Origin of the sequence: Modicisalibacter coralii, assembly GCF_004117855.1 — a bacterium.
Classification (GTDB): domain Bacteria; phylum Pseudomonadota; class Gammaproteobacteria; order Pseudomonadales; family Halomonadaceae; genus Modicisalibacter; species Modicisalibacter coralii.
In genome coordinates this window covers 223,732-249,053 of sequence record NZ_QWBW01000008.1, presented here as the reverse complement: position 1 = coordinate 249,053, position 25,322 = coordinate 223,732, and the positions used below count along the sequence as shown (strand labels likewise).

General features: G+C 67.7%; 28 protein-coding genes. 11 read left to right on the top strand and 17 right to left on the bottom strand.

The window, feature by feature from the left end; genetic code table 11:
* The first annotated feature begins 62 nt into the window (after positions 1-62).
* From D0901_RS04645 to D0901_RS04625, 5 genes are all read left to right on the top strand, one after another.
* The gene (locus D0901_RS04645; RefSeq protein WP_129139127.1) at positions 63-1,382 is read left to right on the top strand and encodes an MFS transporter; all 1,320 of its coding nucleotides are present in this window, start codon (positions 63-65) and stop codon (positions 1,380-1,382) included.
* 116 nt (positions 1,383-1,498) lie between these two features.
* The gene (locus tag D0901_RS04640; protein WP_129139126.1) at positions 1,499-1,933 is read left to right on the top strand and encodes a PAS domain-containing protein; all 435 of its coding nucleotides are present in this window, start codon (positions 1,499-1,501) and stop codon (positions 1,931-1,933) included.
* 136 nt (positions 1,934-2,069) lie between these two features.
* Entirely contained in the window at positions 2,070-2,267 is a 198-nt protein-coding gene (locus tag D0901_RS04635) for a PA3496 family putative envelope integrity protein (RefSeq protein WP_129139125.1), read from the top strand.
* Between the two features lie 111 nt (positions 2,268-2,378).
* Complete coding sequence (gene ettA, locus D0901_RS04630; RefSeq protein ID WP_129139124.1) at positions 2,379-4,040, top strand: energy-dependent translational throttle protein EttA; 1,662 nt, start codon at positions 2,379-2,381, stop codon at positions 4,038-4,040.
* 113 nt (positions 4,041-4,153) lie between these two features.
* On the top strand, positions 4,154-5,482 hold the full coding sequence (locus D0901_RS04625) for a DUF2254 domain-containing protein (protein WP_129139123.1): 1,329 nt from the start codon (positions 4,154-4,156) through the stop codon (positions 5,480-5,482).
* A gap of 6 nt (positions 5,483-5,488) precedes the next feature.
* On the opposite strand, the gene D0901_RS04620 is transcribed toward D0901_RS04625, so the two are convergent.
* The 13 genes from D0901_RS04620 to ftsB all read right to left on the bottom strand — a co-directional run bounded on the left by D0901_RS04620 (position 5,489) and on the right by ftsB (position 17,252).
* A complete protein-coding gene (locus D0901_RS04620) occupies positions 5,489-5,644 on the bottom strand; it encodes a DUF1328 domain-containing protein (protein ID WP_129139122.1) in 156 nt (51 codons plus the stop codon).
* Positions 5,645-5,749: 105 nt separating this feature from the next.
* Positions 5,750-6,664, bottom strand: coding sequence for an LpxL/LpxP family Kdo(2)-lipid IV(A) lauroyl/palmitoleoyl acyltransferase (gene lpxL / locus D0901_RS04615; protein WP_129139121.1), 915 nt, complete (start codon positions 6,662-6,664; stop codon positions 5,750-5,752).
* Between the two features lie 193 nt (positions 6,665-6,857).
* Complete coding sequence (gene alr / locus D0901_RS04610) at positions 6,858-7,958, bottom strand: alanine racemase (protein ID WP_129139120.1); 1,101 nt, start codon at positions 7,956-7,958, stop codon at positions 6,858-6,860.
* Between the two features lie 153 nt (positions 7,959-8,111).
* Positions 8,112-9,590: a TolC family outer membrane protein gene (locus D0901_RS04605; RefSeq protein WP_129139119.1), complete on the bottom strand. Its 1,479-nt coding sequence runs from the start codon at positions 9,588-9,590 to the stop codon at positions 8,112-8,114.
* 187 nt (positions 9,591-9,777) lie between these two features.
* Positions 9,778-10,752: an RNA polymerase sigma factor RpoS gene (rpoS, locus tag D0901_RS04600; protein WP_129139118.1), complete on the bottom strand. Its 975-nt coding sequence runs from the start codon at positions 10,750-10,752 to the stop codon at positions 9,778-9,780.
* Between the two features lie 241 nt (positions 10,753-10,993).
* The gene (locus D0901_RS04595; RefSeq protein WP_129139117.1) at positions 10,994-12,199 is read right to left on the bottom strand and encodes a peptidoglycan DD-metalloendopeptidase family protein; all 1,206 of its coding nucleotides are present in this window, start codon (positions 12,197-12,199) and stop codon (positions 10,994-10,996) included.
* Positions 12,200-12,201: 2 nt separating this feature from the next.
* Positions 12,202-13,131 carry a DUF368 domain-containing protein gene (locus D0901_RS04590; RefSeq protein ID WP_129139116.1) on the bottom strand — a complete coding sequence of 310 codons (930 nt, stop codon included), beginning with the start codon at positions 13,129-13,131 and terminating at the stop codon, positions 12,202-12,204.
* Between the two features lie 31 nt (positions 13,132-13,162).
* Positions 13,163-13,855, bottom strand: a complete 693-nt coding sequence (locus D0901_RS04585; RefSeq protein ID WP_233440352.1) for a protein-L-isoaspartate(D-aspartate) O-methyltransferase — start codon at positions 13,853-13,855, stop codon at positions 13,163-13,165.
* Entirely contained in the window at positions 13,815-14,570 is a 756-nt protein-coding gene (gene surE / locus D0901_RS04580) for a 5'/3'-nucleotidase SurE (protein ID WP_129139115.1), read from the bottom strand. Before surE ends, D0901_RS04585 begins: the two co-directional genes overlap by 41 nt.
* 79 nt (positions 14,571-14,649) lie before the next feature.
* On the bottom strand, positions 14,650-15,708 hold the full coding sequence (truD, locus tag D0901_RS04575) for a tRNA pseudouridine(13) synthase TruD (RefSeq protein WP_129139114.1): 1,059 nt from the start codon (positions 15,706-15,708) through the stop codon (positions 14,650-14,652).
* Positions 15,701-16,186 carry a 2-C-methyl-D-erythritol 2,4-cyclodiphosphate synthase gene (gene ispF, locus D0901_RS04570; protein WP_129139192.1) on the bottom strand — a complete coding sequence of 162 codons (486 nt, stop codon included), beginning with the start codon at positions 16,184-16,186 and terminating at the stop codon, positions 15,701-15,703. Before ispF ends, truD begins: the two co-directional genes overlap by 8 nt.
* A complete protein-coding gene (gene ispD / locus D0901_RS04565) occupies positions 16,186-16,914 on the bottom strand; it encodes a 2-C-methyl-D-erythritol 4-phosphate cytidylyltransferase (RefSeq protein WP_129139113.1) in 729 nt (242 codons plus the stop codon). Before ispD ends, ispF begins: the two co-directional genes overlap by 1 nt.
* Positions 16,911-17,252, bottom strand: a complete 342-nt coding sequence (gene ftsB / locus D0901_RS04560) for a cell division protein FtsB (RefSeq protein ID WP_129139112.1) — start codon at positions 17,250-17,252, stop codon at positions 16,911-16,913. Before ftsB ends, ispD begins: the two co-directional genes overlap by 4 nt.
* Positions 17,253-17,363: 111 nt before the next feature.
* Here ftsB and D0901_RS04555 point away from each other — a divergent pair, with 111 nt between their 5' ends.
* On the top strand, positions 17,364-17,675 hold the full coding sequence (locus tag D0901_RS04555) for a YqfO family protein (protein ID WP_129139111.1): 312 nt from the start codon (positions 17,364-17,366) through the stop codon (positions 17,673-17,675).
* Positions 17,676-17,914: 239 nt separating this feature from the next.
* Here D0901_RS04555 and D0901_RS04550 read toward each other — a convergent pair whose 3' ends face one another.
* Positions 17,915-18,472, bottom strand: coding sequence for an NUDIX hydrolase (locus D0901_RS04550; RefSeq protein WP_129139110.1), 558 nt, complete (start codon positions 18,470-18,472; stop codon positions 17,915-17,917).
* An 81-nt stretch (positions 18,473-18,553) separates the two neighbouring features.
* Here D0901_RS04550 and D0901_RS04545 point away from each other — a divergent pair, with 81 nt between their 5' ends.
* Positions 18,554-19,189, top strand: a complete 636-nt coding sequence (locus D0901_RS04545) for a CoA pyrophosphatase (RefSeq protein WP_129139109.1) — start codon at positions 18,554-18,556, stop codon at positions 19,187-19,189.
* A 46-nt stretch (positions 19,190-19,235) separates the two neighbouring features.
* Positions 19,236-19,910 carry a 2OG-Fe(II) oxygenase gene (locus D0901_RS04540; RefSeq protein WP_129139108.1) on the top strand — a complete coding sequence of 225 codons (675 nt, stop codon included), beginning with the start codon at positions 19,236-19,238 and terminating at the stop codon, positions 19,908-19,910.
* Positions 19,911-19,941: 31 nt separating this feature from the next.
* Here D0901_RS04540 and D0901_RS04535 read toward each other — a convergent pair whose 3' ends face one another.
* From D0901_RS04535 to D0901_RS04525, 3 genes are all read right to left on the bottom strand, one after another.
* Positions 19,942-20,715, bottom strand: coding sequence for an enoyl-CoA hydratase/isomerase family protein (locus D0901_RS04535; protein ID WP_129139107.1), 774 nt, complete (start codon positions 20,713-20,715; stop codon positions 19,942-19,944).
* Between the two features lie 29 nt (positions 20,716-20,744).
* A complete protein-coding gene (locus D0901_RS04530) occupies positions 20,745-21,593 on the bottom strand; it encodes a 3-hydroxyacyl-CoA dehydrogenase NAD-binding domain-containing protein (protein WP_129139106.1) in 849 nt (282 codons plus the stop codon).
* Between the two features lie 188 nt (positions 21,594-21,781).
* Positions 21,782-23,158, bottom strand: a complete 1,377-nt coding sequence (locus tag D0901_RS04525) for an MFS transporter (RefSeq protein ID WP_129139105.1) — start codon at positions 23,156-23,158, stop codon at positions 21,782-21,784.
* Between the two features lie 335 nt (positions 23,159-23,493).
* Between D0901_RS04525 and D0901_RS04520 the strand changes: the two genes are divergently transcribed.
* From D0901_RS04520 to D0901_RS04510, 3 genes are all read left to right on the top strand, one after another.
* Complete coding sequence (locus D0901_RS04520; protein ID WP_129139104.1) at positions 23,494-23,892, top strand: VOC family protein; 399 nt, start codon at positions 23,494-23,496, stop codon at positions 23,890-23,892.
* Complete coding sequence (locus tag D0901_RS04515; protein ID WP_129139103.1) at positions 23,889-24,251, top strand: DUF4870 family protein; 363 nt, start codon at positions 23,889-23,891, stop codon at positions 24,249-24,251. Before D0901_RS04520 ends, D0901_RS04515 begins: the two co-directional genes overlap by 4 nt.
* Positions 24,252-24,330: 79 nt before the next feature.
* Positions 24,331-25,260, top strand: coding sequence for a lysophospholipid acyltransferase family protein (locus D0901_RS04510; protein ID WP_129139102.1), 930 nt, complete (start codon positions 24,331-24,333; stop codon positions 25,258-25,260).
* Positions 25,261-25,322 lie beyond the last annotated feature (62 nt).

Sequence of the window (25,322 nt, the reverse complement as noted above, 5' to 3'; positions counted from 1 at the left end):
GGCCCGATGATAACAAGCGTCGTCCACGACGCGACGAATCCTTTGGACGAGGGAACCGTGACATGGCAGAACCCCCCATCAGCCAGACCCGCCTCTACGAATGGCTGACCGGCGACGAAGACAGCCGGATGTGCAAGGACATTTCCGACACGGCCTGCCAGGAGCAGCCGGGCAACTTCTTTCGCCACCTGCTGGCGTCGCTCGGCAACAAGCTGGCCGACGAACTGGCCAGCGCCAGACTGGTGCTGCCCTGGCTGCTGGGGGCGATCGGCGCCCCGGTGTGGATGGTCGGCCTGCTGGTGCCGATCCGCGAGGCCGGCGCCCTGCTGCCGCAGGTGCTGATCGCCGGTGTCGCCCGGGGCCTACCCCAGCGCAAGTGGATCTGGGTGATCGGCGCCTTGCTCCAGGCCTTCTGCGCGGCCCTGCTCGCCGTGTTGGCACTGCTCGGCCGGGGCGGACTCGGCGGGGCGCTGGTGCTGGCGGTGCTGGTCGCCCTGTCACTGGCTCGCGGACTGTCCTCCATCGCCACCAAGGACGTGATGGGCAAGACCATCGCCAAGCAGCGCCGCGGCAACCTGATGGGCTGGAGCGGCAGCGTTGCCGGTGGCGTCACGCTGTTGGCCGGGGCGGTACTGATGCTGTTCGACGACCGACCCAGCCAGACCGCGCTGGCCGTGCTGCTGGCGATCGCCGCCCTGGGCTGGCTGGTGAACGCCGCCGCGGCGGCGATGATTCGCGAGGAACCCGGCGCCACCGAGGGCGGCAAGAACGCCTGGAAGAGTCTCGGCGAGGGCATCGCCCGGCTGCGTCAGGATCGCGCCTTCCTGCAGTTCAACCTGGCCCGCGCACTGCTGCTGTCGAGCGCCCTGGCGCTGCCCTACATCGCCCTGCTCGGCCAGCGCCAGAGCGGTACCGACCTGGGCGGCCTGGGCGTGCTGATCGTGGTTTCGGGTATCGCCGGGATGCTGGCCAGCCCGGTGTGGGGCAAGCGCGCCGATGCCTCGAGCCGGCAGGTGATGCGCGACGCCGGGCTGGGCGCCGCCGTGTGCTGCCTGGCCGCCGCGGCGATCGCCTGGGCGCCGGGGGCGTGGAGCGAGACGGTGTGGCCCTATGCCCTGGCCTACGGGGCGCTGGTGATCGCCCACGACGGGGTCCGCCTGGGCCGCAAGACCTATGTGGTCGATCTCGCCGGCGCCGAGAACCGGGCGCTCTACGTGGCCCTGTCCAACACCCTGACCGGCGTGCTGATGCTGATCGTCGGCGGCCTCTTCGGCGTGCTGGCCCAGTGGCTGGGCAGCGACGGCCTGCTGACGATCCTGGCACTGTGCGCGCTGGCCGCTGGTCTCTGCGCGCATCGTCTGCCCGAGGTCGAAGCCGCCTGAGAGAGCGGCGTCGGCGAGCCTGGCGCGTTGAAATCGCGCGGCGCTATGCCCATGATTGTGAAAAACTCGAATCGGGGCGAGTCGCCCCCGCCAGCAGCCCAAGGACAGCACCACGCATGAAAAGACCCCCGATGATCGACGCCAGACTGCTCGAACGGATCGTCGATGCCTCGGCCGATGGCATCGTGGTCGCCGAGCAGGAGGGCGACGAGAACATCCTGATCTACGTCAACCAGGGGTTCGAGCGGCTCACCGGCTACAGCGCCGATGAGATCCTCTACCGTGACTGTCGCTTCCTGCAGAGCGACGACCGCGACCAGCCGGCGCTGGGGCGCATCCGCGAGGCGCTGGCGGCAAGACGCCCCTGCCGCGAGATCCTGCGCAACTACCGCAAGGACGGCTCGCTGTTCTACAACGAGCTGTCGATCACCCCGATGTTCGACGAGCAGGACCAGTTGACCTACTTCATCGGCGTTCAGAAGGACGTCACCCAGCTCGTCGAGACACTCGACGAACTCGAGGCACTCAAAAGCGGGCGCGACGCCGGCTGACCGACGTTCAGGGGGCCTCGCCGCCCCCTGAATTAAATAGCCCTCCCCTCTTGTACCCAGCGGCGACTGACGCTATATAGCGAGCAGGCATCATCGAGATGTCATTCCGCTAGCCCGGCGGTCATGGGAGGTCATCATGAGCCGTGAATCCTTCATCGAAGAACAGGAATTCCTGGACGCCGTCAACGACGAGCACTTTTCCCGTCCGCGTGCCAGCCGCGGCGATACGCTGCGGGTCCGCCGTCAGGTCGAGGCACTGCTCGAGGAGCGCCGCCTGAAACGCGCCATCGAGGACGACTGGCTCGTCGACGACGAGGAAGAAGAGGAGGAGTAATCCTCCCGGACCGGGGCGGCAGCGGATGCCTCCCCGAGCCACCACTGGCCTTTCCGGTTTGCCCCCACTATCATCGGGGACCATCGTTCATCCCCAACTGACCGGATTTCCATGGCGCAATACGTCTTCACCATGAATCGGGTGGGCAAGGTCGTGCCCCCCAAGCGCGAGATCCTCAAGGATATCTCGCTGTCCTTCTTCCCCGGCGCGAAGATCGGCGTGCTCGGCCTGAACGGCGCGGGCAAGTCGACGCTGCTGCGGATCATGGCCGGTGTCGACACCGAATACACCGGCGAGGCCCGGCCGATGCCGGGACTCAACATCGGCTATCTGCCGCAGGAACCGGAACTCGACGACAGCAAGAGCGTGCGCGAGACCGTCGAGGAAGCGGTCAGCGCCATCAAGGACGCCCAGGAAAAGCTGGATGGCGTCTATGCCGCCTACGCCGAGCCCGACGCCGACTTCGACGCCCTGGCCGCCGAGCAGGCACGCCTGGAGAACCTGATCGAAGCCGCCGATGCCCATAACCTGGAGCGCAAGCTCGAGGTCGCCGCCGAAGCGCTGCGCCTGCCGCCCTGGGACGCCAACGTGGGCGTGCTCTCCGGGGGCGAGCGCCGCCGCGTGGCACTCTGCCGGCTGCTGCTGTCCAACCCCGACATGCTGCTGCTCGACGAGCCGACCAACCACCTCGACGCCGAATCGGTGGCCTGGCTGGAGCGCTTCCTCCACGACTACCCCGGCACCGTGGTGGCGATCACCCACGACCGCTACTTCCTCGACAATGTCGCCGGCTGGATCCTCGAGCTCGACCGCGGCCAGGGCATCCCCTTCGAGGGCAACTACTCCAACTGGCTGGAAGCCAAGGAGAAGCGCCTCGAGCAGGAAGCCAAGCAGGAAGCCTCCCGCCAGAAGGCGATCAAGCAGGAGCTCGAGTGGGTACGCAGCAATGCCAAGGGCCGCCAGGCCAAGAGCAAGGCGCGCCTCAACCGCTTCGAGGAGATGCAGTCCGGCGATTTCCAGAAGCGCAACGAAACCAACGAGATCTACATTCCGCCCGGCCCGCGGCTCGGCGACAAGGTGATCGAGCTGCATGACGTCACCAAGCGTTACGGCGACAAGCTGCTGTTCGAGAACCTGTCGTTCCAGATCCCCAAGGGGGCGATCGTCGGCATCATCGGCGGCAACGGCGCCGGCAAGTCCTCGCTGTTCCGCATGATCAACGGCAGCGAGCAGCCGGACAGCGGCGAGGTGGTGATCGGTGACACCGTCGATATCGCCTACGTCGAGCAGTTGCGTGACGCCCTCGACAACAAGCAGACCGTCTGGGAGGCGGTGTCCGACGGCCAGGACATCCTCAACATCAACGGCTACGAGGTGTCGTCGCGGGCCTACGTGGGCCGCTTCAACTTCAAGGGCAACGACCAGCAGAAGCGCCTGGCGGATCTCTCTGGCGGCGAGCGCGGTCGCCTGCAGCTGGCCCAGACCCTCAAGCAGGGCGCCAATGTGCTGCTGCTCGACGAACCCTCCAACGATCTCGACATCGAGACCCTGCGCGCCCTCGAGGAGGCCCTGCTGGCCTTCCCCGGCTGCGCCCTGGTGATCTCGCACGATCGCTGGTTCCTCGACCGTATCGCCACCCACATCCTCGCCTACGAGGGCGAATCAGAGGTGGTGTTCTTCGAGGGCAACTACAGCGACTACGAGGCCGACCACAAGAAGCGCGTGGGCAACGACACGCCGCACCGCATGAAGTACAAGCGCATCGACGCCTGAGAGACGCTCGACCCCGAGAAACAGGCCCCGGCGCATCGCGTCGGGGCCTTTTTTGACTGGCCGGGGGGCCCACGAGGCACCACCAGGCCGCCCCTTACCGCAAGGACGTACCGATGCATGCCATGCTCACCGGGCCCTTCAGGCTCTTCATGCGCTTCCGACAGAGCATCGCCTACCTGCCGAGCCAGCTGGCCCTGATCTATCTGGTGCTGGGGGTCATCGCGGTGGGCCCCAGGGTGCCGGAGGCCGCCTTGCCCGAAGCCCTGGAATGGCTTGGCTTCAAGGAGCCGGAGACCGCCCGCGCCCTGCTCTCGACACTCATCGCCGGCATGATCTCGATGATGGTGTTCAGCTTCTCGATGGTCATGACGGTGCTCTCCCAGGCCGGGGGCAACTTTTCCCACAAGCTGGTGTTCGGCCTGATCACCGAACGCCACCATCAGCGCGTACTGGGCCATTATCTCGGCACCATTCTGTTCATCCTGATTCTGCTGATGGTGCCCTTCAAGGGAGAAACGCCGAGCCTGTGGCGCTCCATGGGGACCTATCTGGGTGTGGCCATGGTCATCCACTGCCTGGCGCTGTTCGTGTATTTCATCCACAACGCGTCACAGTCGGTGCAGATCAATGCCATCCTGCAGGGCCTGCACCAGGCCACGCGCCATTCCCTCCAGCGATTGGAGACACTGCAGGAAAGATCGCACTGGCAGTATCGCGAGCGACTGCCGGTCGCCACGCACGGGCACTGGATACAGGCACGCCAGAGCGGCTATATCCAGAACGCCGATCTCGAGGCCCTTGCCAAGCTCGCCGATCGCCATGGCGCGTGCATCCACCTCAACTTCACCTTCGGCGACTACACCGTCGAGGCGTTTCCACTGTTCCGGATCGATATCGCCCAGCCTTCCGAGGCCTTCGACGAAGCGGTGCTCGGCGAGCTTGTCTATGTGCAGGGGGAGTCGGTCAAGGATCTGTATATCAATGGTCTGACACAACTGATGGAGATTGCCATCAAGGCACTGTCGCCCGGCATCAATGACCCCGGGACAGCCCGGCTATGTCTTCATCAACTGACCGAACTGCTCTGCCGGCGCCTGAAACTGGTGCCCTGCAATACCCTGACCAACGCCGAGGGGCGTGCGCTCGTCACCTGGGAGATCGAGTCCTTCGACAGCCTGCTGTACCGGCTGTTCTCACCGATCCTCCATTACGGTCGCGATGACGTGAGTATCTGCCTCGCCCTGCTCAAGGCCTTGAAAACCTTGTCGCTGTTTGCGGAAGACAAGGAGCATGCGGCCATTCAGGCCCATGCGGACCGCGTCGTCCTGGCTCTCGAAACGGCCGCCAAGGACGCGCTGGACCGTCACTTCATCACGACAAGGCTGCAGGCCGGCGACCATCGACTGGTCTTGCCGGCCTTGTTGTCGGCACCCTCCGAGTGAGGCCAGTCAGCGCCGGCTGCGGATCAGCGACACGATGAACAGGATCAGGAACACGAAGAACAGGACCTTGGCGATGGTGGCGGCGGCGCCGGCGATACCCCCGAAGCCCAGCACGGCGGCGATGATGGCAATGACCAGGAAGATGATCGCGTAGTTGAGCATGCTCGTTCGTCCTTGTAGCGAGTGGATGATCCCTGTGACCGAAAGGGCCGGTCACGCTACATGAGAATCGTCAGGAAATACCGATACGTCAAGGCGATGGGCGTTTCAGTAGAACTTGGCCTCGCCGCGCGGCCGGGTCTTGAAGCGGCGGTGCAGCCAAAGATACTGCTCGGGATGACGACGGATCGCCGCCTCGATCACCGCGTTGATGCGCGTGGCGTCGGCGACTTCGTCACCACTGGGAAAGTCTTCCAGCGCCGGCAGGTACTCCAGGGTGTAGGTGCGATCGTCCGGATTGCGGTGGAAAATCAGCGGCATCACCGGGGCGCCGGTCATCCGCGCGATCTTGGCGGTGAGCTTGATGGTCGCCGCCTCGACGCCGAAGAACGGCGCGAAGACGCTGGCCTCGCGACCGAAGTCCTGATCCGGCGAATACCACACCGCGTGGCCGGCCTTGATGCGTCGCACCACGCCACGCAGATCGCGACGATCGATGGCGCGGCCGAAGATGTGCGAACGCGCCCGGGTCATGAAGCGCTCGAAGAGCGGGTTGTCGTGGGGGCGATAGACCACGTCGGCCGGGAAATACAGCGAATGCAGCGCCCCGCCGAGATCGAGCGTCGAGAAATGGATACCGATGATCAGCGCGCCCTTGCCACGGGCCAGCGCCTGGTGCATGTGCTCCTCGCCGCGAAAGGTGACCCGGTGACGCAAATGCTCGGGATCGCGACACCAGCCGGTGGCCGTCTCGAGGATGCCGATGCCGTTGGCGAGGAAGGTGCGCTTGACCAGCCGATCGCGCTCGGCCTCGCTCAGTTCGGGAAAGCACAGCCGCAGATTGGTCTCGGTGATCTGCCGGCGCCGCTTGCCGAAGCGCCAGGCCAGCCAGCCGATCGTCCGCCCCACCGCGAGCTTGAGCCGCCACGGCAGCCAGGCGCCGAGACGCATCAGGCCGATGGCCAGCCAGGTGGGCCAGTAACGCGGGTGGGCGAACGACGGCGGTGACGTGGAATCGGTCATGGAAACGCGGATGTCCTGCTGGAAAAAGGCCTAGTTTACCCATCGAGACGGGAGGCGTCAGCGCAGCGGGATGGCGTCGGGAACAAGCGCCCTCCCGCCAGGTTGGCTGGCTACTGTGGGAGCGAACTCGTTCGCGATGAACCAGCCCCACGGCCCCGCTGCCGGGGCCAGCACCGCCCGCCGCGCTGGGTTTTCATACTGCCCGATAGTGGCGCGGCACGCGCGGCAGGATGCCGGTCAGCAGCGTGTAGCTGATGGTGTCGCAGTGGGTGGCGACCTCGTCCACCGACAGCACCTCGCCGCCGTCGTCGCGGCCCCACAATACCACTCGGCTGCCGATGCCCGCCTCGGGCAGGTCGGTGAGATCGACGGTCGCCATGTCCATCGACACCTTGCCGGCCAGGCCGCAGCGCTGCCCGTCGACCAGTACCGGCGTGCCGTCGGCGGCGTGACGGTCGTAACCGTCGCCGTAGCCCACCGCGATCACGCCGATCCTCGAGCGCCGCGGCGCGACCCAGCGCCCTCCATAGCCGACCGGTTCGCCGCGTTCGATCTCGCGCACGGCAATGATCTGCGAGCGCAGGGTCATCACCGGCTGCAGCTCCCGGGCGGCGTCGTTGTCGCCCTCGAGCGGATTGCTGCCGTAGAGCATCACCCCGGGCCGGTTCCAGGCGCCATGCGCCCGGGGCCAGGCCAGCGTGGCGGGGGAGTTGGCCAGGCAGGTCGGCGCGCCGAGCCGCTCGGCCAGGCCGTCGACGTCCCGCATCTGGCGGGCGAAATAGTCGGGGTCGAGGGCATCGGCGGTGGCGAAATGGGTCATCAGATGCAGGTCGGTGACGTGCGCCGGCGCGGCAGCCAGGCGTTCCCAGACCGCCGCAGCGCGTTCGGGCGCAAAGCCCAACCGATGCATGCCGGTATCCACCTTGAGCCAGGTGGGGATGGGGCGACGCGGGCGATGAGCGAGCAGCGCCTCGACCTGCCAGTCGCTGTGCACCGCGGTCCACAGGCCCAGCGCGTCGACGCGCGCCAGCTCGTCGGCGGAGAAGATCCCCTCGAGCAGTACGATCGGCGTGGCGATTCCCGCCTCGCGCAGCCGCTCGGCCTCCTCGAGGCAGGCCACGGCGAAGGCCGGCGCCAGACCCTCGAGCGCTTGCGCGCAGGCCACCGCGCCGTGCCCGTAGGCATCGGCCTTGATCACGGCGAGCGCCCGGCTCGCCGGGGCGAGATCCCGGGCCAGACGATAGTTGTGGCGCAACGCCTCGAGATCGATGACGGCTTCCAGCGGCCGGGCCATGGTCGGTGACTCCCTGAATGAAAAGCCCATTATTGGCAAAACGCCCGGCGATTTCACCCAAGGAACCACCAAAAAGGCGCGCAAAACCAGCAATACCCACTGGTTTCACACGCCTTGGCGGTACGTCTTCCGGAATGCCGGCGGGAAACGCCGTTATTGCTCGGAGGGCGGCACCGGCGGCTCGCCGATATCCATCATGGCGTCGTCACTGCCCGCCCCTTCGGGGAGGTTGAGGCGCACGGTCTGGTCGGCCTTGAGCCAGTCGTTGAGCGTGCGCAGCGCGCCGATGTCGAGGATCCCCGATTCGCGACGCAGCGCGAGCAGGTCGGTGACGTAGGTGTAGCGCGATTCGGCGTAGCTGGCCTGGGCGTCGTAGAGGTTCTGCTCGGCCTGCAGCACGTCGACGATGTTGCGCGTGCCCACCTCGTAACCGGAGCGGGTCGCCTCGAGAGCACTGCGGTTGGAGACGATCGCCTGACGCTGGGCCTCGACGCTCTGCACGTCGTTGACCACCTGGGTATAGAGCGAACGCACCTGCTGGGTGGTCTGACGGCGTTGCGACTCGAAGTCGTACTGGGCGGCCTCGAGCTGATAGCTGTTGCTGCGGACCTGGGCGCTGGTGCTGCCACCGTGGAAGATCGGCAGGTTGGCGCGCAGGCCGATTTCCGCCCCGGAATTGTGGCCCTCGAGGTAATCGACGTCGTTGTCCGAGTAGTTGTAGTCGGCATAGGCGCCGAGGGTCGGCAGGTGCCCGGAGCGGGCGATGTCGACGCTGTCCTGGGCGATGTCGATGCCCTCGCGGGTCGCCAGCAGGGTGGGGTTGTTCTCCATGGCCAGCGAGACCCAGGCGTTACGGTTGCCGGGCTCGGGCGATTCGATGGGCAGGTCGTCGGACAGCCCTTCGATGGAGTCGTAGCGCTTGCCGGTAAGGCGCTCGAGGGCCTCGAAGCTGACCTGCAGGTCGCTCTCGGCGGCGATGCGCTGGGCACGGGCCAGGTCAAAGGACGCCTGCGCCTCGTGGACGTCGGTGATCGCGATCAGGCCTACCTGGAACTGTTCCTTGGCCTGCTCGAGCTGGCGGCCGATGGCCTTTTCCTGGGCGACTCGCGCGGCGAGGATGTCGCGCGCCTGGAGGATCTGGAAATAGGCGTTGGCGACGTCGTAGAGCGTCTGCTGACGGGTCTGTTCCAGCGTCAATGCCTGCTGGTCGATCTGGTTCTCGCTGCGCTTGAGCTGATACCAGTTGGTGGCGTCGAACAAGGCCTGGGTCGCCTCGACACCGATGCTCGCCGAGTTGTAGTCGTCGTCGCTGATCCCGCCAGCGGCGCCGCCGCCACCACCCGCGGCACTCGACTGACTCTCGAAGGTTCGATGGTTGGCGGCGTTGGCGGTGGCGTCGATCTGCGGCAGCAGGTCGCCACGCTCGACGTTGCGGGCTTCCTCGACGCTCTGGTAGGTGGCGCGGGAGGACGCCAGATCGGCGTTGTTGTCGAGGGCGTCGCGGGCGATCGACCACAGATCGGCGGCCTGGGCCTGGGAGGACAGCGCGGCGGCCACCAGCAACGGCAGGAGGCGCAAACGAGCGCCCGGTACGCGGCGGGCACCCGCCAGGATAGCGTTTCGAGACGACATCGAATTTTCCTTTCTACGGGCAAGCAGGGATGCAGGCATTATACATACGATGCCGCATGTTAGCTTGCGAATCAAATGCAAAACCGAGTATAGGCCCCAACGACGAACGCGGGCGCTCGGCCCGCGTTGTGCGCTGTCTAAAAGATACCCGCGCCTGGCGCGCTGGTACGACCTCGCGGAAGCCGTCTCACTCGAATATGGCGTCCAGCGAGAGGCCCTGCTTCTCGAGCACGCGCCGCAGCTTCTTCAGCGCCTCGACCTGGATCTGACGCACCCGCTCCCGGGTCAGGCCGATCTCCTCGCCGACCTCCTCCAGGGTCGCCGCCTCGTGCCCGCGCAGCCCGAAGCGGCGGATCACCACTTCCATCTGCTTGTCGGTCAACTCGGCCAGCCAGTCGTCGACGTGCTGCTTGACGTCGACATCCACCAGCGAGGACTCGGGACCGCTTTCATTCTCGTCGGCCAGGGTCTCGATCAGCGGCTTGTCGCTCTCGCCGCCCAGCGGATAGTCGACCGAGGAGATACGTTCGTTGAGCCCCAGCATCTTCTTGACCGTGTTCACCGGCTTGTCGAGGAATTCGGCGATCTCCTCGGCGGTCGCCTCGTGATCGAGCTTCTGGGTCAACTCCCGTGCCGCGCGCAGGTAGATGTTGAGTTCCTTGACCACGTGGATCGGCAAGCGGATGGTGCGCGTCTGGTTCATCAGCGCCCGCTCGATGGTCTGGCGAATCCACCAGGTCGCGTAGGTGGAGAAACGGAACCCACGCTCGGGATCGAACTTCTCGACCGCCCGGATCAGGCCGAGATTGCCCTCCTCGATCAAATCCAGCAGCGACAGGCCGCGATTCAGATAGCGCCGGGCGATCTTGACCACCAGTCGCAGGTTGGACTCGATCATTCGCTGGCGTCCGGCCGGATCGCCCTTCTGGGCGAGACGCCCGAAATGGACTTCCTCTTCCGGCGTCAGCAGGGGGGAGAACCCGATCTCGTTGAGATAGATCTGGGTAGCATCCAGACTCTGGTGGTAGTTGTTCTCCTCGCGGTTCAGCGCCTTTTCGAAGGCTTCCTCTTCCTTGGTATCCGCCGAATCGTCAATGACCTCGACACCGTCGTCGGTTTCATTGAGATCCACATCCTGAAGGTCCCGTTCAAGCATGCTCATATCGCTACCCCGTTAGTCTGCTGCTCGAAAATGCAGCCGTTGACCGGCTCGTAGTTATTGTTATCGACCTGTCTGGGGCGACCGAACGCGTCGGTCGTCCGTCCCTGAATATCGGCGAGTCGTCAGCTCCCGCACACGTCATCCACCAACCGCCGAGGCGTGGCACGGCGGAAACGCGACTCCCCTAGCGATCGCCCCCTCGAAGGACGGCTCCAGGGCGTCAGCCCGGAAGCCGCTCTCATCAGCGCGATGGCAGGTAATCGAGGGGGTCCTGAGGTTGGCCATCCTTGCGAACCTCGAAATGCAACTTGACGCTGTCGGCATCGGAATTGCCCATCGTGGCAATCACTTCTCCGGCCTTGACCACATCGTTTTCCTTGACTCTCAGGCTGTCGTTGTGGGCGTAGGCACTGAGGAAGTGATCGTTGTGCTTGAGGAGGATGAGATTGCCGTAGCCGCGGACGCCGTCTCCCGCGTAGACCACGATTCCGGGCCCGGCCGCTCTGACAGGTTGCCCCTTTTGTCCGGCGATATCAATGCCGGCCGTGAGGTTAGATTCATCACTAAAACGTCCAACGACCTTGCCATCCACCGGCCACTGCCAGGGGATGTCGGACACCGGCTTGTAGGTGCGCTGCGACTGCGTCGGCGCGCTCGCCCCGCCGGCCACCGCGGTACCGGCATCGGTCGATCGAGTGTTCGAACCGGTCTTGTCGGCATCCCCCGCCTGGGGCGCATTGTCGCTCGGCGTCGATGACGAAACCGTGTCAGTCGGGGCGGTTTCCTGGGCCGGCTGCGCCGCCGATGACTGGCCCCGGGGTTCTTCCGCCGCGCCGGCCTCCTGCGCGGCCTGGGTCTTGGCCCGCTGCTCGGCGAGCGCCTTGGATTCGGCGCGATCGCGCGCACTGAGCGAGCCGTCGGCGCCCGGGCTGCCGTAGTTGTAGATCGGTCCCGGGCCTTCGCTGCCGCCGGCGGTCGCGGCCGCCGCCAGCGACTGGCCGCTGGGCGTACCGGCGTCCCCCGGCTGATCGCCGGTCAGGCGCTGGTTGCGCTGGATCGTCTGATTGTCCGGCGCCAGCCAGTCGGGATTCTGCGTCCCCGCCGTGGCGGCGCCATCCTCGGTCGTGGCCACGGCGGCCTGGTTACCCATGGCGCTGGCCTTCGTGCCGGCGGCCTGGCGGACATCCGCATCGGGGTCGAGCCGCAGGGTCTCGCCCGGCTGGATGCGATACGGCGGGGTAATGCCGTTGAGGCGCGCCAGCTCGCGAAAGTCCATGTTGTTGCGCCAGGCGATGCCGTAGAGGGTATCGCCCTTTTCCACGGTGACCGTCTGGGGCGGGTTCTGGTTGCGGCTGATGGACAGATCATTGACCTGGGGCGCCCCGCCGGAGGAGGCGCACCCCGCCACTGCCAGCGACAGCGCGGAAATCAGAAAGACCTTGCGCATGATCATTGCTCCTTGAAAGAGGTCGTGGAACGCTCGCTGACGACCAGCACCAGCACCAGGCCCACGGCCATCAGCGCCATCACGGCCCAGATCTGCGCGGGCTGGCCGGTCAATGCGGTGTAGTCGCCGGGCAGCAGATAGCGATAGTCGAGGGGGATCACCTGCTGATCGGGCCCCAACTGATAGCGGGTCATCTCCCGCCAGGGCCAGAGTTGCGGCAACGAGCCGACGATGAAGCCGATCAACAGTTGCAGGGTCGCGCCGTGATAGTGGCGAAACAGCCAGGACAGCACCCGCGAGAAGGTCATCAGCCCGAACAGACAGCCGATGCCGAACTGGGCGATCAATACCAGGTCCAGCCCCTTGATGCCCTCCATCACGGTGCCGTAGAGGCCCATGGTCAGCAGCAGGAAACTGCCCGAGACGCCGGGCAGCAGCATGGCGCTGATCGCGATCGCCCCGGCCACCGTCAGCTTGAGCCCGCCCAGCCCCGCCAGCGCCGGCATCAGTCCGGGCAGCCATTGGGCGAGCAGCATGCCGATGGCCAGCGGCAGTACGTGCCAGAGCCGCCAGCCGCTGATGTGGCGCATCACCACCACGGCCGAGGCGACCACCAGCCCGAAGAAGAAGGCGTTGAGCAGCATCGGGTAGGCCGCCAGCAGGTAGGTGACCAGGTGCGCGACGCTGACCAGACTGGCGGCGATCCCCGCGAGCAGCGGCAGCAGAAAGCTCAGATTGAGGTGGATCGCCAGCCCTCGCCAGCCGCCATCGCGCCAGGCGCCCCAGGCGTCGGGGCCGAAGCGGCGAATGGAGTGGATCAATTCCTCGTAGATGCCGGTGACGAAGGCGATGGTGCCTCCGGAAACGCCCGGCACGGCGTCGGCGGCGCCCATGCCCGCGCCCTTGAAGAACAGCGACAGCCCTCGCTTCAACGATCGACTCCTTTCACCGATATGATTCCTTTCATCGAATGACGCCCTCGAGCAATGGCACGAAACGCACGCGCTCGAGGCGTTGATGATCGTACCCGTCGCCACGCCGCACGACCCGCGTCAGCCACTGGCTGCCGTCGGCGTCCTCGAGCGGGGCGATCAGGGTTCCCGAATCGCTCAATTGCGACAACAAAGCGACGGGAAGTTCACTGGCACAGGCGGTCAGCAGGATGGTGTCGAAGGGCGCCGCCTCGGGCCAGCCGTGAGCGCCGTCGGTCAGTCGCAGGCGCACGTTGCGCACCCCGAGCCGGGCCAGCCGCATGCGCGCCCGATTCTGCAGGACCCGGATCCGCTCCAGCGACCACACCGCCTCGACCAGCCGCGACAGGACCAGCGTCTGGTAGCCGGAGCCGGTGCCGATCTCCAGCACCCGACGTGCCCCGCTGGCCACCACCAGCTCGCTCATCCGCGCGACCATCCACGGCTGCGACAGGGTCTGACCGTGGCCGATGGGCAGCGAGGTGTCCTCGTAGGCACGATGCGCCAGCGCCTCGTCGAGGAACAGATGGCGCGGTTCGCGGGCCATCACGTCGAGCACCCGGGCGTCGGTGATGCCCGCCTCGGCCAGCCGACCCGCCATGCGGTCGCGGGTGCGCTGCGAGGTCATGCCGATGCCGCTCAGTTCATGCGAGTCGTGACAGCGCATCCAGCCAGCCTTGTACATCGTTCAGCGCCGTGTGGCGAGTCAGATCGGTGTGCAGCGGGGTGATCGAGACGTAACCCGCCTCGACCGCGGCGAAATCGGTGTCCGGCCCGTCGTCGGCGTTCTCGCCGACCGGGGCGATCCAGTAGCGCACGCGCCCGCGCGGATCCCTGACCTCCAGCGGGCGCTGCGCCGGACCGCGATAGCCCATGCGGGTGACCCGGAAGCCGCGGATCGATTCCCAGGGCAGGTCGGGCACGTTGACGTTGAGCAGGCTGCGCGGCGGCAGGGACAGCGAGTCCGCCGCGCCCACCAGGCTGGCGGCGACGCGCCCGGCGGTCTCGAAGTGGTGGGTGCCGACCAGCGACACGGCGATGGCCGGCATGCCCAGGTTGCGCCCTTCCATGGCGGCGGCCACGGTCCCCGAATAGAGGACGTCGTCGCCCAGGTTGCCGCCGTGGTTGATGCCCGAGATCACCAGGTCGGGCTTCTCGTCCCAGACCCCGTTGACGCCCAGGTAGACGCAGTCCGCCGGGGTGCCGTCGACGCTGTAGAAGCCGTTGTCGAGGGCGGTCAACGCCAGCGGGCGCGACAGCGTCAGCGAGTTGCTGGCACCGCTCTTGTCGCGGTCGGGGGCCACCACGCGCAGCCGGGCGTGGACGCTGAGCGCCTGATAGAGCGCGGCGAGCCCCGGCGCGTGCACGCCGTCGTCGTTGGAGAGCAGCAGTTTGCGCATCGTTCCTCCTGGTTGGTCGAGACTCGTCCATTCGCTGCCGCGGTAGCCGCAACCCGGCGCCCGGTGCCGTCGAAAGCGCCTAGAGCGTCGGGTGAGCGATCAACTCACGCAACACCGCGGTGGCAAAGGCCCCGCGCGGCAGCGCGAAGCCCAGCACCACGCCGTCATCCACTGCCTCCAGCGACGCCTCGGTGGGCGCCACCCGCAACGCCCGTCGCGCCAGGCGCACGCCGCTGCGCGTCAGCGCCGCACAGAGCCCCGGGTGCGTTTCGACCAGCCAGCGCTCGTAGGCCGCCGCGTCATCCGCCGCGACGCTCCGGCCCTCGCCCCACAGCACCCCGGTGGGATGGACGTCGAGTCGCGCGATCCGCGAACGCAGCGGGTCATCCACCGTGTCGGCGACGAACTGGCTGCGCGTGCCGTCGAGCATCATCACGTCGCCCGGCACGGGCCGGGGCCAGTCGCCCTGCCGCAGTCGCCTGGCCAGCAGCTCGTTGAACAGGTAGCTGCGTGCGCAGGACAACAGCACGCCCTGACGGTCGTCACGCTTGCGCCAGCCCCTGGCGAGTATGCCACACGCCCGGAACAGATTGCGGCCCTCGGGGCCGAAGCGCTGGGGGCCGAAATAGTTGGGTACGCCCTCGCGGCACAGCACCGCCCAGCGCTCGGCCAGCCCCGGGTGATCGACGACCGCCCCGCCGATGCGCAGGCGAAAGCGGTTGCCGCGATGCACGCCGCGCTTGAGCTTGCGCGGATGGCGCGAGATCGCCAGCACACGCGCCGGCGTGTCGCCCAGACGGGTCTCGAGATCGGCGGGCGCCTCGCGCCCCGGCAGGTGGACCGACAGCCACTGGCGGGTGACGGCGAGGCGATCCTTCATGCCGGCATAGCCGATGTCCCGCGGCGATACGTCACAGGCGCGGGCCAGCCGCCGCGCCAGCTCGACGGTGGTCAGGTCGCGCTTCTCCACCCACAGCCACAGGTGCTCGCCCTGCCCTTCCGGCTCGAAGCCCAGGCACTCCTCGACGAGAAAGTCCTCGGCCGCGGCGCGGTAGTCGCCCGGGGCCAGCGGCGCGCCGTGGGCGCGGGGCCAGTCGGGGGGCCAGGCCGGCGTGGCGATGGCGGGCGCTTCAGTCATGCGCCGGTTCCCGCTCGAGCAATACCACCGCTTCGGCGGCGATGCCCTCGCCACGCCCGGTGAAGCCCAGTCGCTCGGTGGTGGTGGCCTTGACGTTGACCGCGTCGCGCGTCACGCCCAGATCGCCGGCGATGGTCTCGCGCATCGCCGCGATGTGCCCGGCGAGCTTGGGCGCCTGGGCGATCACCGTGGCATCGACGTTGCCCACCCGATAGCCGGCGGCCGCGACGTGGCCCAGCACGTCGCGCAGCAGCTCGCGACTGTCGGCGCCGGCCCAGCGCGGGTCGTCGTCCGGAAAGTGGTGGCCGATGTCGCCGAGCGCGCAGGCCCCGAGCAACGCATCGCACAGCGCGTGCAGCAGCACGTCGCCGTCGGAATGGGCGACGAATCCCTGCGCGTGGGGGATGCGCACGCCGCCGATCATCAGATGGTCGCCGTCGCCGAAGCGGTGCACGTCGAAGCCATGGCCGATTCGCATCATGCGGGGGTCTCTCCGAGAGTCCGTGAGGCCTCGTCATCCTGGGCGGCGAGAATCAGCGCCGCCAGGCCGAGGTCTTCGGGATGGGTGATCTTGAGATTGTCGCGCCGTCCGGCGACCAGCCGCGGCGAGAGGCCCAGTGCCTCGACGGCCGAGGACTCGTCGGTGACCGCCAGACCCTCGCGGCGGGCATGCGCCAGGGCGCGCTGCAGCAGGCCGAAGCGGAAGCCCTGCGGGGTCAGTGCGTGCCACAGGCCCTCGCGGGGCTCGGTGGCGGCGACGCGCCCGACGCCATCGGCACGCTTCATGGTGTCGGCCACCGGCGCCGCCAGCAGCGCGCCGACCGGCTCGTCGACGAGCGCCGCGCGCAGCCGCGTCAGGTCGTCGGGATGGACACAGGGACGGGCGACGTCGTGGACCAGCACCAGGTCCTCGGCATCGGCCTCGTCGGCGATCGCCGCCAGCGCCCGGGAGACGGTATCGGCGCGCTCGGCACCACCGTCCACCCGCCGCCAGCCGGCGAAGGGCACCGTCGCCGCGTCGACGCGCTTGTCGTCGCTGTCCAGGCAGAGCAGCAGGCGGGCCTCGGGAAAGGCCGCGTGCAGCCGTGACAGGGTCCGGGCCATGATCGTGCGCCCGCCCAGGGTGAGATACTGCTTGGGACACGCGCCCCCCATGCGCCGGCCGCGACCGGCCGCCGGCACCACCAGCCAGAGACGCTCGCTCATGGCGCGCTCTCCGTATCCGGCTCGGGCTGGCGCTCACCCGAGGGGGCGTCGCCGTCGGGCACCGCGACGCCGGGCACCCAGAAGAACTGTTCGTCCCGGCGGACCATGCCGATGTCGCTGCGCGCGCGCTCCTCGATCGCATCCAGACCGTTCTTGAGATCGACGACCTCGGCGGCCAGACGCTGGTTGCGCGCCCGCAGGGTCTGATTCTGATCGGCCATGGCGTCGGCGCGCGAGCGGATGTGGGCGAGTTCGCCCACCCCGCCCTCACCCAGCCACAGGCTGTACTGCAGCAGGCCGAGCAGCGCGACCAGGACCACGGCGAGCCACTTGAGCATCGGGGGACATCCCTTCCAGTCGAGGCGAAGGAGCGCATTATGCCATCATGACAGCCGACTTGCCGACGGCCGTCGTGCCGTGGCGAAAATCGTCATGACAAGGAGTCTGCCATGTACAAGCTCGCCTTCTTCGTGCCCCTCCGCGACGCCGAGCCGGTCAAGGAAGCGGTCTTCGCCACCGGCGCCGGACGTATCGGCGACTACGAGGCCTGCTGCTTCCAGACCCGTGGCCTCGGCCAGTTCCGCCCGCTGGCGGGCGCCGACCCGCACATCGGCCGGGTCGGCGATCTCGAGCATGTCCTGGAACTCAAGGTGGAGCTGGTCTGCGCCGACGCGCTGATCCGCGACGCGGTGGCCGCGCTCAAGGCCGCGCACCCCTACGAGGAGCCGGCCTACGAGGTCTGGAAGCTGGAGGATTTGTAGCCTGCCGTAGGAGGAAATTCATTCCCGATAGCGGTGGGCTGGATGGCGAATTCGTCGCGAACGAGTTCGCTCCCACCACGCGTTTCGGCCACCTTGCCGCTACCCGAGTCTTCATCGCGAACGTATTCGCTCCCACCCATTCCCACCCACTGCTACCGTGGGAGGGAATTTATTCCCGACAGCGGCGGGCAAAAGACTTGCAGCGCCTGATCTTGAGGGAGGAGATTCATGACGATGAATCAGGCACTGCCGAAGTAGCGTTCCCGATCCTCCGGGCCGATGTCGCTGATGTGCAGCGGAAACACCCCGTGGCGGCGATCGCTGAAATAGTGGCGCAGGGTGCGCTCGATGGTCGGAAAGGCCAGTTCGTCCCAGGGGATCTGGTCTTCATCGAACATCGCCACCTCGAGGCTCTCGGGGCCGGCGGCAAAGTCTCCCGTCAGGTCGGCGCGGAAGATCATGTAGACCTGATCGATGTGCGGCAGGTTGATCAGCGTATAGAGGTCGTGGATCCTGACCTCGGCGCGGGCCTCCTCGAGGGTCTCCCGGGCGGCGGCCTCGAGGGTGGTCTCGGCGTTCTCCATGAAGCCCGCCGGCAGGGTCCAGTAGCCGTAGCGTGGCGCGATGGCACGCCGGCAGAGCAGCACCTGACCGTCGCGGATCGGCAGGGTGCCGGCAACGATACGCGGGTTCTGGTAGTGGATGCTGCCGCAGGCGTCGCATAGATAGCGCGGTCGGTCGTCGCCTTCGGGAATCGCGAAGCGGACGGGCGCACCGCAATGACTGCAGAAGTTCATCGGCACCTCGGGCGGCAGACGAAGGCATTGACGCCCTCGCGATGGCTGGGTAATAAAAGGAACGAAACCCGCGAGATGTCCATGTTAGAGAAACTTCACGAGCGCCTGCAAGCGCACACGCCGCGCAAGACCGGCCTCGCCCTGCCCCAGGCCGCGGTGCTGATCCCCATCGTCGAACGCCCGGCGCCGACGCTGCTGTTCACGCGCCGGGCGGGACATCTCAAGCAGCACGCCGGCCAGGTCGCCTTCCCGGGGGGCAAGCGCGAACCCCAGGATCCGGACCTGCTGACCACGGCCCTGCGCGAGGCCCGCGAGGAGATCGCGCTGCCGCCCGACCGGGTACGCCTGCTGGGGCGGTTGAGCGATGTCATTTCGCTGCACGGCATTCGCGTCACCCCCTTCGTCGGCGTGATCCCGCCCGACCTGCCGCTGCGCCCCCAGCTCGGCGAGCTCGACACCATCTTCGAGGTGCCGCTGACGCTGTTCCTCGAGGACCGGCGCAGCCATACCGACGTGATCACCGTCGGCGAACACAGGCGCTACGTGCCCAGTTACCAGGCCCAGGGGCACGTGATCTGGGGGCTGTCGGCGATGATGCTGGTGGAACTGCTCGCCGAGGGCTTCGGTCGGCCGGTGAGTCTGGATAGCGCCCCACCCGGCGGCGAGCTACGCTATCGCCCGGAGCGGGCCAGACCGGTGCCCGACGTCGATCTTTGACCTCCGGCCTGACCGTGCCATTTCCTGTCTGCGAGAGACCTTGCCGATGCCGTCTTCCGACGCCTCCCCCGCCTCGCGGGTCACGCTCGACGCCCACGCGCTGAACCGGCTCGTCGATGGCCTGGTGGAAACCGGCTACTTCGTGGGCAGCGACATCGTCGACGCCGGCCTGTGTCGGGCCCTGCACGACGAGATCCGTACTCTCGCCGCGGCGGACGCCCTGCACGCCGCCGGCATCGGGCGCGGCGATCAGCACCGCCTGCGCCGCGACATCCGCGGCGATGCCATTCACTGGCTGACCCGCGAGAGCCAGGCCCAGCGCGACTATCTGCAACTGATGGCCGAACTGCAGCGCCAGATCAACCGCGCGCTGTACCTGGGGCTGTTCGAGTTCGAGGCCCATTTCGCCCACTACCCGCCGGGCAGCTTCTACCGTACCCATCTCGACAGCTTCCAGGGCCGCGCCAACCGGGTGGTCTCCACGGTGCTCTACCTGACCCCCGACTGGCCCGCCGACGGGGGCGGCGAGATGGCGATCTACGCCACCGACGACGCGACCCGCGAACTCACCCGGGTGCGCCCCGAGGCGGGAACCTTCGTGTGCTTTCTCTCCGACCGGGTACCGCATGCCGTGCTGCCCACCCGGCACCCGCGCGCCAGCATCGCCGGCTGGTTCCGGCGCAACGCCTCGCTGGGCGGCACCATCGACCCGGCGCGCTGACCCGCCGGCATCCAGCCGGCCGGGCCCCGGCTCAGAAGTCGGGCTTGCGCTTCTCGACGAAGGCGCTCATGCCCTCCTTCTGTTCGTCGCCGGCGAAGCCCAGCGCGAACAGGCTGGTCTCCAGCGCCAGGGCGTTGTCGAGCCCCTGGCCCTGACCGTCGTGGATCGCCTGCTTGGCGGCGCGCACCGCCTGCGGCCCGTTACCGGCCAACTGACCGGCCAACTCCTCGGCCAGCGAGTCCAGTTCGCCCTGGGGCACCACGCGATTGACCAGGCCGATGCGCAGCGCCTCGGCGGCGTCGATCTTGCGCCCGGTGGTGATCAGGTCCAGCGCCATCGCCGGCCCCACGCGCCGCGGCAGGCGCTGGGTGCCGCCGAAGCCGGGGATCACCCCCAGCCCCACCTCGGGCTGGCCGAAGATCGCATTGTCGCTGGCCACCGCCCAGTCGCAGGCCAGCGCCAGCTCGCAACCGCCCCCCAGGCAGAAGCCGTTGACCAGCGCCACCACCGGCACCGGCAGCCGTTCCAGGCGCTTGACGGTGGCCAGCGCCTGGGTGGCGAAGCGGCGCGCCTGCTCGGGGGTCTTGTCGCGCATCTCGGCGATGTCGGCGCCGGCGACGAAGGCCTTGTCACCGGCGCCGGTGATCAGCACGGCGCGCAGGTCGCGGCGCGTCTCGAGCTCCGCCAGGGTCGCATCCAGCTCGCCGATCAACTCGCTGTTCAAGGCGTTGAGCGCCTTGGGCCGGTTCAGGGTCAGCCGGATTACCCCGGCCTGCTCGTCGAGTCGTACCAATGCCTCGCTCATAACAAACCTCCGTGAGTCGGGAACAGGGTTCAGGAATAGCAATGGAAGCCGCGTCCGCTCTTGCGGCCCAGGTGGCCGGCATCGACCATCCGCCGCAACAGCGGGCAGGGGCGGTACTTGGGATCGCCGAAGCCGTCGTGCAGCACTTCCATGATCTCCAGGCAGACGTCGAGTCCGATCAGGTCGGCCAGCGCCAGCGGCCCCATGGGATGCGCGGCGCCCAGTTGCATCGCCTGGTCGATATCGTCGACGGCGGCGACGTTCTCCTGCACCAGGAAGGCCGCCTCGTTGATCATCGGCACCAGCAGGCGGTTGACGGCGAATCCCGGCGAATCGGCGATCGCCACCGGCGTCTTGCCCAGTTCGCGGGCCAGCGCCTCGACCGCCGCCACGGTGTCGTCCGCAGTCTGCTCGGCACGGATCACCTCGACCAGCTTGAGTACCGGCACCGGGTTGAAGAAGTGCATGCCCACCACGCGTTCGGGGCGCCGGCAGACGGCGGCGAGGCGGGTCAGCGACAGCGAGGAGGTATTCGAGGCCAGGACGATGTCGTCGCCCAGTTCGGCCAGGTCGCGGAACAGCGCCGTCTTGAGTTCCTCGCGCTCGGGCGCCGCCTCGATGATCGCCCGGCACTCGCTCAGCAGCGAGAGCTGGGTGACGGTATTCAGCCGCGCCAGGGCGGCCTCGCGCGTCTCGGTGTCGAGCCGCCCCTTGTCGACGAGCTTGTCCAGTCCCTTGGTGATCGCCGCCTCGGCGCGCTCGAGCGCCGCCTCGGCGACATCGTAAAGCATCACCTCGCGACCGCCGGCGAGCAGCACCTGGGCGATGCCCTGGCCCATGGTGCCGGCGCCGACGACCCCGATCCGTCCCTTGTCCATCGCTTCGCTCTCCGATTGAGAAAACACTGGCGACTGACGACATGGATGCAACACCCGCTATCCACGTGTCGCCTCTCGGCCTTAACCATGACCGAAAAGCCGCCGTTCGGCCAACCCGGCGCGGCCACCGGGGCCCCAAAACGCCAAGCCCGACGCTGGTCGTCGGGCGTGGCCGGTGAAAGGTTGGATCAATCGACGGAATCGCGCTGGCGGGTGTCCCGGGGCGCCCCGGGCTCGCTGTCGGCGAGCGTCTCGCCGGCCTGCCAGACCGGCTCGGCAACGGCCACGTCGGGCACGGCCAGCGACAGGTCCTCGATGTGCTCGTGCTCGATCGCCCCCTCGACCAGTTCCTGGGTGACGTTGAGCTCGGCCCCGACCACCGTCTGCGGCGGGTTGGGCGTGAAGGGTGCCATCGGCAGCGGTGCCGGGCGCCGGCTGCGCCGCCAGGTGAAGAACAGCGCCAGGCAGCCGCCCAGGGCGGCCAGCGACCAGAACAGACCGACATCGCCGACCGACGACATCACCGGGGTGATCAGCGGCGGACTGACCACCGCACCCAGGGCATTGATCAGCAGCAGGCCCTGACTCATGCGCACCAGCGCGCCGGCCGGGGCGCGGTCCGCGGCATGGCTGACCGCCACCGGATAGATCGCGAAGATCCCGCCGCCGAGCAGGAACAGCAATCCCGCCAGCAACCAGGGCGAAGCCCCCGGCGACAGGACTCCCATCGACAGGGCCATGCAGGCGACGCCGATCAGGATCAGCACCAGCTGCCGATCGTGGCGATCCGACCAGCGGCCGATGGGGTACTGCAGCAGCATGCCCCCGAGCACCACCAGCGCCATCATCTGTCCGATGCGCTCCACCGACAGGCCGTTGCGCTGCAGATAGAGCGGCAGCAGCGAATAGATCGCGGCGACGGCGATGCCGGAACCGAAGCAGCCCATCACCCCGGTCGGCGTGAGACGGATCAGCCGCAGCGGCGGCAACGGCTCGGCGTGCTCGATCAACGGCGAGACCCGCGGGATCATCGCCATCGGCAACACCGACAGCGAGGCCAGCAGGCCGATCACCATGAACGGCGCCGTCACCCCGGCGGCATCGGTCACCCCCAGCAGCAACTGGCCGATCACCCCCGCGGCGTACAGCGAGACCATGTACAGGGCCAGCAGCCGGCCGCGCACGCGCGGGTCGGCGGTGGTGAGCAGCCAGCTCTCGATCACCAGATAGACGCCGACGGTCGCCCAGCCACCGATCAGGCGCAGCGCGAACCAGGCCCCGGCATTGAGCCACAGCCCCTGGAGCAGCACGGTCACCGCCACCAGCGAGGCGAAGCAGGCATAGGCGCGAATGTGCCCGATGCGCAGCAGCAATCGGTCGTTGAGCAGCGCGCCGATGGCCAGGCCGATGAAGTAGGCCGACGAGACCCAGCCGATCACCACCGCCGAGGCGCCCGCGGCGTCCAGACGCAGGGTGATCAGGGTCGCCAGGAAGCCGTTGCCGATGCCCAGAATGAAAAGCCCCAACAGGGGAGCCAGCGCCATGGCCAGCAGTTGCCGCGACATGCAGGAAGAGCCTCTTGTCATCATCCGGGCAGGACGCCCGCAGCAACCCGGCGAACGCGGGTCGCGATTTCGCCGGCGACTATACGCCGGCCGACCGGTGCCACAAAGCGAATTCAAGCGGCCTGGATCAAGAAAATCGCTGCATAATTCCCGCTTATGCGGACACCCGGTCTGGTACCCTTCGCGGTTTGCCGCAGGCGGCCCACGAGCGGGGCTTGCGAGGCACACGGCGACGGGGCAGGATGAGAACGATTAGCGTATCCTGAAGGACGATAACAGCCATGCACGGACCTGACGCAACGCGTCCGTGCCGATTGCCCACGGGGGACATCACCATGCTAGCGGGCCTGGATCATCTGGTCGTCGTCGTCACCGACATACCCCGAGCCGTGGACTTCTACACCCGCGTACTGGGGCTCGAGACACGCTATCGGGACATCGAGCGGGTCGACCTGGTATTCGGCGACATCGCCCTGCGCCTGCATCAGGTCGACACCACCATCACCCCGCGCGCCGGCTGCCCCACCCCCGGCAGCCTGGACATCTGCTTTCGCAGCCTGCTGCCGCTGGACGAGGTCAAGGCGCACCTCGACGCCCTGCAGGTCGAGATCGAAACCGGCCCGGTCGCCCGCCAGGGCGCCAGCGGGCCGATCACCTCGTTGTACCTACGCGATCCGGACAACAACCTGATCGAACTCTGCCGCCCCGACCGTCAACCCATGGAGGCTTCATGACCGAGCAACCCGTCGCCAGCGAATCACCCCAACCCGCCGACACCACCATCGCCACGGTGGTCTATGCCTTGATGCTGGCCGGCTTCGTGGTCGGGATCACGCCGGTGATCGGCGTGGTGATCGCCTATGTCTACCGCGGCAAGGGGCCGGTCTGGCTCGACGAACACTATCGTTATCAGATCCGCACCTTCTGGATCAGCCTGCTCTATGGCATCGTCGCCCTGGTGCTGTCGCTGATCGGCATCGGCCTGCTGCTGCTGATCGCCCTGGCGGTATGGGTGATCGTGCGCTGCGTGAAGGGCTTCAAGGGTCTGCAGGAGAAACGCGCGCCGAGCAACGTCGACACCTGGCTGTGGTAAGGACCCGCGCGCACAAGGCTGAAGGCGGGCGGCCATGTCGCTATAATGCCCGCCCCCGGTGTCCAGACAGCCACGATCGATGAGTGAACCACCCCGTTCCAAACCGCTCCAGGCCAAGGCCATCGCCACCATGTGGCGGCTGCTGGCGCGTTGCTCACCCGCCCTGCTGTGGCGTCTGGCCCGGGGTCTGGGCCCGCTGGTTCATCGCCTCAGCGCCCGTGAGCGTCAGGTCACCGAGATCAACCTGCGCGAAGTCTTCCCCGAACAGAACGCCGGCCAGCGCCGCCGGCTGGCCCGCGACAGCCTGTGCCATTCCACGGCGACGATGCTCGAACTGGGCTTCGCCTGGATGGGCGCGCCGCAACGCGTCGAGCGTTCGATTCACGCCGTGCACGGCCGCGAGCTGCTCGACGAGGCGCGCGCGGCGGGGCGCGGGGTGATCGTGCTGGCGCCGCACTTCGGCAACTGGGAGGTCCTCAACTTCTGGCTGTCGAGTCACTTTCCCTTCACCGCCATGTACGAGCCGCCCAAGATCACCGAGCTCGACCCGGTGATCCGCCGGGGGCGCGAGCGCATGGGCGCCGCGCTGGTGCCCACCAACGCCCGCGGCGTTGCCGCCCTGCTCAAGGCACTCAAGGGCAGCCAGGCGGTGGGCATCCTGCCCGACCAGGAACCCGACTGGAGCGGCGGCGTGTTCGCCGACTTCTATCACCGTCCCGCCTACACCGCGACGCTGCTGCCCAAGCTGGTGGCACGCACCCGAGCCCGGGTGGTGACCGGCGTCGCCCGCCGCCTGGCGCGGGGCGACTTCGAGATCCATTTCCTGGCCGCCGACGAGCGCGTCTACGACCCCGACGAAGCGGTCGCCGCACGCGGCGTCAACGCCAGCGTCGAGGCGGTCATCGACCTCGACCCCGCCCAGTACCAGTGGGAATACAAGCGCTACCGCAAGACCCCGGAAGAACAGCAGGATCACCCCGAGTATCGCCGTTTCCGGCTCTACCGCTGAGAGGGCGTTTCGCTTCGGTCTGGGGACACCGACTACACTGGCGTGAACCGCTCACGTTCCAC

Coding starts and splice junctions, on each gene's coding strand:
- D0901_RS04645 (WP_129139127.1), top strand. CDS start 63: ATGGCAGAACCCCCCATCAGCCAGACCCGCCTCTACGAATGGCTGACC.
- D0901_RS04640 (WP_129139126.1), top strand. CDS start 1,499: ATGAAAAGACCCCCGATGATCGACGCCAGACTGCTCGAACGGATCGTC.
- D0901_RS04635 (WP_129139125.1), top strand. CDS start 2,070: ATGAGCCGTGAATCCTTCATCGAAGAACAGGAATTCCTGGACGCCGTC.
- ettA (WP_129139124.1), top strand. CDS start 2,379: ATGGCGCAATACGTCTTCACCATGAATCGGGTGGGCAAGGTCGTGCCC.
- D0901_RS04625 (WP_129139123.1), top strand. CDS start 4,154: ATGCATGCCATGCTCACCGGGCCCTTCAGGCTCTTCATGCGCTTCCGA.
- D0901_RS04620 (WP_129139122.1), bottom strand. CDS start 5,644: ATGCTCAACTACGCGATCATCTTCCTGGTCATTGCCATCATCGCCGCC.
- lpxL (WP_129139121.1), bottom strand. CDS start 6,664: ATGACCGATTCCACGTCACCGCCGTCGTTCGCCCACCCGCGTTACTGG.
- alr (WP_129139120.1), bottom strand. CDS start 7,958: ATGGCCCGGCCGCTGGAAGCCGTCATCGATCTCGAGGCGTTGCGCCAC.
- D0901_RS04605 (WP_129139119.1), bottom strand. CDS start 9,590: ATGTCGTCTCGAAACGCTATCCTGGCGGGTGCCCGCCGCGTACCGGGC.
- rpoS (WP_129139118.1), bottom strand. CDS start 10,752: ATGAGCATGCTTGAACGGGACCTTCAGGATGTGGATCTCAATGAAACC.
- D0901_RS04595 (WP_129139117.1), bottom strand. CDS start 12,199: ATGCGCAAGGTCTTTCTGATTTCCGCGCTGTCGCTGGCAGTGGCGGGG.
- D0901_RS04585 (WP_233440352.1), bottom strand. CDS start 13,855: ATGTACAAGGCTGGCTGGATGCGCTGTCACGACTCGCATGAACTGAGC.
- surE (WP_129139115.1), bottom strand. CDS start 14,570: ATGCGCAAACTGCTGCTCTCCAACGACGACGGCGTGCACGCGCCGGGG.
- truD (WP_129139114.1), bottom strand. CDS start 15,708: ATGACTGAAGCGCCCGCCATCGCCACGCCGGCCTGGCCCCCCGACTGG.
- ispF (WP_129139192.1), bottom strand. CDS start 16,186: ATGCGAATCGGCCATGGCTTCGACGTGCACCGCTTCGGCGACGGCGAC.
- ispD (WP_129139113.1), bottom strand. CDS start 16,914: ATGAGCGAGCGTCTCTGGCTGGTGGTGCCGGCGGCCGGTCGCGGCCGG.
- ftsB (WP_129139112.1), bottom strand. CDS start 17,252: ATGCTCAAGTGGCTCGCCGTGGTCCTGGTCGCGCTGCTCGGCCTGCTG.
- D0901_RS04555 (WP_129139111.1), top strand. CDS start 17,364: ATGTACAAGCTCGCCTTCTTCGTGCCCCTCCGCGACGCCGAGCCGGTC.
- D0901_RS04550 (WP_129139110.1), bottom strand. CDS start 18,472: ATGAACTTCTGCAGTCATTGCGGTGCGCCCGTCCGCTTCGCGATTCCC.
- D0901_RS04545 (WP_129139109.1), top strand. CDS start 18,554: ATGTTAGAGAAACTTCACGAGCGCCTGCAAGCGCACACGCCGCGCAAG.
- D0901_RS04540 (WP_129139108.1), top strand. CDS start 19,236: ATGCCGTCTTCCGACGCCTCCCCCGCCTCGCGGGTCACGCTCGACGCC.
- D0901_RS04535 (WP_129139107.1), bottom strand. CDS start 20,715: ATGAGCGAGGCATTGGTACGACTCGACGAGCAGGCCGGGGTAATCCGG.
- D0901_RS04530 (WP_129139106.1), bottom strand. CDS start 21,593: ATGGACAAGGGACGGATCGGGGTCGTCGGCGCCGGCACCATGGGCCAG.
- D0901_RS04525 (WP_129139105.1), bottom strand. CDS start 23,158: ATGTCGCGGCAACTGCTGGCCATGGCGCTGGCTCCCCTGTTGGGGCTT.
- D0901_RS04520 (WP_129139104.1), top strand. CDS start 23,494: ATGCTAGCGGGCCTGGATCATCTGGTCGTCGTCGTCACCGACATACCC.
- D0901_RS04515 (WP_129139103.1), top strand. CDS start 23,889: ATGACCGAGCAACCCGTCGCCAGCGAATCACCCCAACCCGCCGACACC.
- D0901_RS04510 (WP_129139102.1), top strand. CDS start 24,331: ATGAGTGAACCACCCCGTTCCAAACCGCTCCAGGCCAAGGCCATCGCC.